This window comes from Moorena sp. SIO4A1 (genome assembly GCF_010672065.1).
GTDB lineage: Bacteria > Cyanobacteriota > Cyanobacteriia > Cyanobacteriales > Coleofasciculaceae > Moorena.
On sequence record NZ_JAAHHX010000017.1, the window covers coordinates 1 to 4,610 of the forward strand.

The 4,610-nt window shown below is 46.2% G+C and carries 6 protein-coding genes; 2 read left to right on the forward strand and 4 right to left on the reverse strand.

Annotated elements, in window-relative coordinates; all coding sequences use genetic code 11:
• The 4 genes from csaB to F6K53_RS15745 form a co-directional block, all read right to left on the reverse strand.
• Positions 1 to 995: polysaccharide pyruvyl transferase CsaB (csaB, locus tag F6K53_RS15730; protein WP_293081269.1), on the reverse strand; the 995-nt coding region annotated here is incomplete at its 3' end.
• Between the two features lie 81 nt (positions 996 to 1,076).
• Positions 1,077 to 2,606: a YifB family Mg chelatase-like AAA ATPase gene (locus tag F6K53_RS15735; protein ID WP_293081272.1), complete on the reverse strand. Its 1,530-nt coding sequence runs from the start codon at positions 2,604 to 2,606 to the stop codon at positions 1,077 to 1,079.
• Between the two features lie 53 nt (positions 2,607 to 2,659).
• Positions 2,660 to 2,800, reverse strand: coding sequence for a hypothetical protein (locus F6K53_RS15740; RefSeq protein WP_293081274.1), 141 nt, complete (start codon positions 2,798 to 2,800; stop codon positions 2,660 to 2,662).
• A 93-nt stretch (positions 2,801 to 2,893) separates the two neighbouring features.
• Positions 2,894 to 3,019 carry a hypothetical protein gene (locus F6K53_RS15745; RefSeq protein WP_293081277.1) on the reverse strand — a complete coding sequence of 42 codons (126 nt, stop codon included), beginning with the start codon at positions 3,017 to 3,019 and terminating at the stop codon, positions 2,894 to 2,896.
• 233 nt (positions 3,020 to 3,252) lie between these two features.
• Here F6K53_RS15745 and F6K53_RS15750 point away from each other — a divergent pair, with 233 nt between their 5' ends.
• Complete coding sequence (locus F6K53_RS15750; protein ID WP_293081280.1) at positions 3,253 to 3,951, forward strand: Fic family protein; 699 nt, start codon at positions 3,253 to 3,255, stop codon at positions 3,949 to 3,951.
• A gap of 206 nt (positions 3,952 to 4,157) precedes the next feature.
• The gene (locus tag F6K53_RS15755) at positions 4,158 to 4,526 is read left to right on the forward strand and encodes a hypothetical protein (RefSeq protein WP_293081283.1); all 369 of its coding nucleotides are present in this window, start codon (positions 4,158 to 4,160) and stop codon (positions 4,524 to 4,526) included.
• The last annotated feature ends 84 nt before the right edge of the window (positions 4,527 to 4,610 follow it).

The window sequence follows — 4,610 nt, forward strand, 5'->3', positions numbered from 1 at the left end:
AATGACTGAATTTGGTCTTTAGTCAATGGTTCACCATTAGCATAGTGTTCTAGCCAGGTTTTACTAATCACATTTGGGTCATCTGGTAAACTAGCAACATCCCATCCAGGTAAATCCAGTTGCTCCATCAAGTAGTTAACTTTGGGGTCATAACTGAGGGCAAAACATCGACATTCTTCCGCTGCTGCCATAATCAAACTGTGGTAGCGCATCCCAATCGCCATTTCCACCCCCCGAAATAATCCTTTCAATTCTCTAGGGTCTTCTATAGAAAAGATCTGATGGGGACCGGTTAACTGAGAGGCAATAGATTGGGCAATGGTCAAATCTCGGGAAGCTTGGAAAGGGACTAATAAAATACAGGTTTGTGTGGCTTTCTGAAAATCCACTAAGGCATGGGTCAGATTCTTCAGGCGTTTGGGGGTTAGGCTAGAATGCGATCGCAAAGTAACTGCTACTCTTGGTGCTGGTAAATCCCACAATCCTGGTACAGGTTTGGAGTCTAATGCCCAAACTGGATCGGGAGCCATAATAAAGGGAATTTCCCAATCCGCTAACAGTGTCGCTGAGCCATAATCCCTGACACTAACTGCTGTACATCCGGTGAACGACCGCTGGGCTAGGGAACTAATCAGCCGACGCTTAATTGGACCAACCCCCTGGGCCCAAGCAATGGTTTTGAGACCCATCTTTTGGGCTAATCCCATTAAACCACAGTAGTAGAGAGGGCTAGCGGCACTAGTCACATCTTGGATTAAACTACCACCCCCCCAGATGAATAGTTCGGAAAGGCGCATAGCCTTGAGCACTGGTAGGGTAGACATGCGATCGCAACTTTCCACTCCATAGCGCTGACGAGTTTGACTAGGGTTACCGGAAAGGACTATCGGCTTCACTGACTTTGGGAGCATTTGCAGCAGTGACGCTAACAATGCTTCATCGCCACCGTTGCCCTTGCCGTAATATCCACATAAAACTGCTTTGACTTGCTTCATGCCTTCAACTCGTCTTGCCTACTACTCCCCATATTCCCATCCGTTAGATCCCTTAACCCATCAATTGCCCCTTAATGCATCTTATTGCATGCGATCAATAGTACGATATTGAATGGCTTCAGCAACATGTTGGGTTTTAAGGTCATCATCACCACTCAGGTCGGCAATGGTACGGGCAACTTTGAGAATACGGTCGGTGCCTCTAGCAGAAAGACCAAGTTTGCGAATAGCCCCTTCTAATACATTACGGGAAGTATCATCTAATTTACAGAATCGACGTAGATGATGGCTTTGCATCTGAGCATTGCAATGAAGAGTGGGTTCAGTGTGGAAGCGGTGATGAGTGCGATCGCGTGCGACTTGGACTCGTTCTCGCACCGGTGCTGATTCTTCTCCTGTAGACTCTCTAGTGATTTCTTCAGGTTTAAGCCGATTCACAGCTACTTGTAAATCAATGCGATCCATTAATGGTCCTGATAGCTTCGACCAATATTGTTCCCGTTGGCGAGGGGAACAGGTGCAGGGTTGGATCGGGTCACCAAAGTATCCACAGGGACAGGGATTGGTACTAGCCACTAAGGTAAACTGAGCAGGAAACTGTACCGATTGGCGGGTGCGGGAAATAGTGACTTGTCCGTCTTCCAAAGGTTGGCGTAAGAACTCTAGGACATTGCGCTTGAATTCTGTCAACTCGTCTAAAAATAAAACTCCCCGGTGGGCTAAGGAAATTTCTCCCGGTTTCGGAAAACTACCACCACCCACAAGAGATGGGCCAGAGGCGGAATGATGGGGACTGCGAAAAGGGCGATCGCAGATCAGTTTGCCGCGATTTTTCAATAAGCCAGCAACAGAATAAATTTGAGTGACTTCCAAAGCTTCAGCAAAACTCAACGGTGGCAAAATTCCCGGTAATCGTCGCGCCAACATGGTTTTACCACTGCCAGGAGGACCGACAAAGATTAAATTATGTCCCCCAGCCGCAGCAATTTCTAACGCTCGACGCCCATGAGCCTGACCTTTAACATCCTTCAAATCCGGTGCAGTGGACTGGGTTACTTGCAACTGCCCCACGCTATCAATCTCTACCGGTGAATAGCGGTTTGGCTGGTTAAGGAAATCAGCAACATCTGATAGGTGCTCAAATCCATAAACAGTGATGCCATTCACCACTGCAGCTTCTGTAGCATTGTCAGCAGGAACCACTAACCCAGTAATTCCCATTTGCTTTGCTGCCGCAGCAATTGGAAGTACACCAGCCACAGGTCGCAAACTGCCATCAAGGGACACTTCTCCGAGAAATAGGTGGTCTCCCAATAACTGAGGATTTAACTGTTCCGATGCCGCTAAAATACCAACACTGATCGGTAAATCAAAACTAGGACCTTCTTTCCGTAAGTCAGCCGGAGCCAGGTTAATCACAATTTTGCGTATCGGAAAGGCAAAACCAGCATTTTTCAGTGCTGCTTTCACCCGTTCTCGGGACTCTTGGACAGCGGTATCCGGTAAACCAACGACTACAATTCCCGGTAAGCCACCGGACACATCTACTTCAACCCCTACTTTTACAGCATCAATGCCGATAATTGAACCACTCCAAACCCTAGCCAGCATAGTGTTAGCCTGATACGTGTTTTGGGACAAGGAAAATAACAGGACTTACGCGGTTAAGTGTCTTTCGCCCCCCTAGCCCCCCAATTATGGGGGGTAATGATGTCAAAGTCCCCCAGAATTGGGGGATTTAGGGGGCAAATGCGTAAGTCGTGAATAAAATAAGGGGAGAGTAGGAAAACTCCCCATCTCCCCATTACCAGTCTCACCTTTTCCTTCGTTTCTCTTTTTAGGAACCTTCACTTAAAGGCAAGTATAGTGCTTATCCCCTGGAGAGTTTAACCGGAAAATTACATAAATACTGATATCCTTTCGATAACAGGGATATAACCTAGGATTTTCGGGGAATCGGGAATCGGGAATCGGGAATCGGGAATCGATAATCGGTAATCGGTAATCTTACGAGCATTAGCCATTAGCAATTACCTATTACCAAAAATCCAGGGACTACTTGGGAAGAGATTAATCGAACTTGAGATTACAGATAGTTTTCCACTAACGCAAAATTATAGTAGACCTCTTACAAAAGTATTGTTCTGATAGTGTTTGTCTCAATTCTTGTTCAGATGATCCGCTGCTCCGAAGTTCCCTGTTCCCTACAACTGCCGCCAAGTCTAGTATACTGAGGTTGGGTTGATAGGAATTACCCATGCAGTCGTTTGAACCAGGTTTTATTGAGCGCCAGCTGATTCCTCAAAATCTACTGCGTACTATCCGGCTGATTGGTGAGTACAAAGGCAAGCAAGAACTGTTCAAAGAACAGTCACCCCAAGTTTTGCAAACACTACTTCAGGCGGCGATTATTCAGAGTACTGAGTCCTCCAACCGCATAGAAGGCATTACAGTGCCCCTGGAACGCATCAAGGAACTGGTAGCTGAAAAAACTACGCCCCGCGATCGCTCCGAACAAGAAATTGCTGGCTATCGAGATGTACTTAGTACGATCCACAGCAGCTATGCTCACATCCCTTTCACTCCAGGGGTGGTGTTACAGCTGCATCGTGACCTTTATCAGTTTTCTGTTGGTGAGGGTGGGCGCTGGAAGTCGGTAGATAATCAAATCAGCCAAACTTATCCAGATGGTACAAAGGTTCTGAGGTTTCAACCACTTGCGGCTTATGCTACACCATCCGCGATGGAACGCTTGCACGAACAGTTCAATCGCCTCTGGCAGTCTGAGGAATTCGAACCTTTATTGCTCATCCCCACCTACGTCTTGGATTTTCTGTGCATCCACCCTTTTAGTGATGGAAATGGACGGATGGCTAGGCTGCTGACACTACTGTTACCGAAAAAATTGGGTTTAAAGCCCCGTCCTTCCAGGACGGCTTTAGATGTGGTACAATAAAACCATAAGCAATAGACTTTAAAAGTAGAAAGACAATATCTAACCATAAGTAGACAACGTAAAAAATATGTTTTGCGTACGTATTGCGTAATTGGGTCTAACGACTTAAAAGTCTATGAAAAAATTAGATAAAAAAAGTGTCTATCTATAGAAAAAAAGGTACGGTGGGGCACACCGAAACCTAGTCATAGACTAAACCGCTTAGTTTGGAACGCATTGTAGAACGCACAAAGGAAAGCTACTACGATACACTTTACCAGTCCTCCCAAAGCTGGCATCAGGGACAGCATAGTTTGTTACCTTGGTGGGAGTATTTTCTGGGAGTGTCGGTGCTATCGGCGTACCGGGATTTTGAGAAACGGGTTGGGTTAGTAACCTCAACCAAAGGCGCTAAAACAGCGATGGTGCAAGATGCCATTAACAATATAGTTGGAGATTTTTCGATCAAGCATTTACAGGAACAATGTCCTAATGTAGGAATTGATCTGATTCGCCGTATCTTGGGCCAGCAAAGGAAGGCTGGGCGGCTCGAATGCCTTGGGCGAGGACCAAATGCCCGTTGGCGGAAGAAATAGGTACTGTACCTATTAAATAGGTACTGACAAGCTACTTAGTACCTATTTAATAGGAATTTCCGTTGGAGAAGCTGTGTGCTCAGG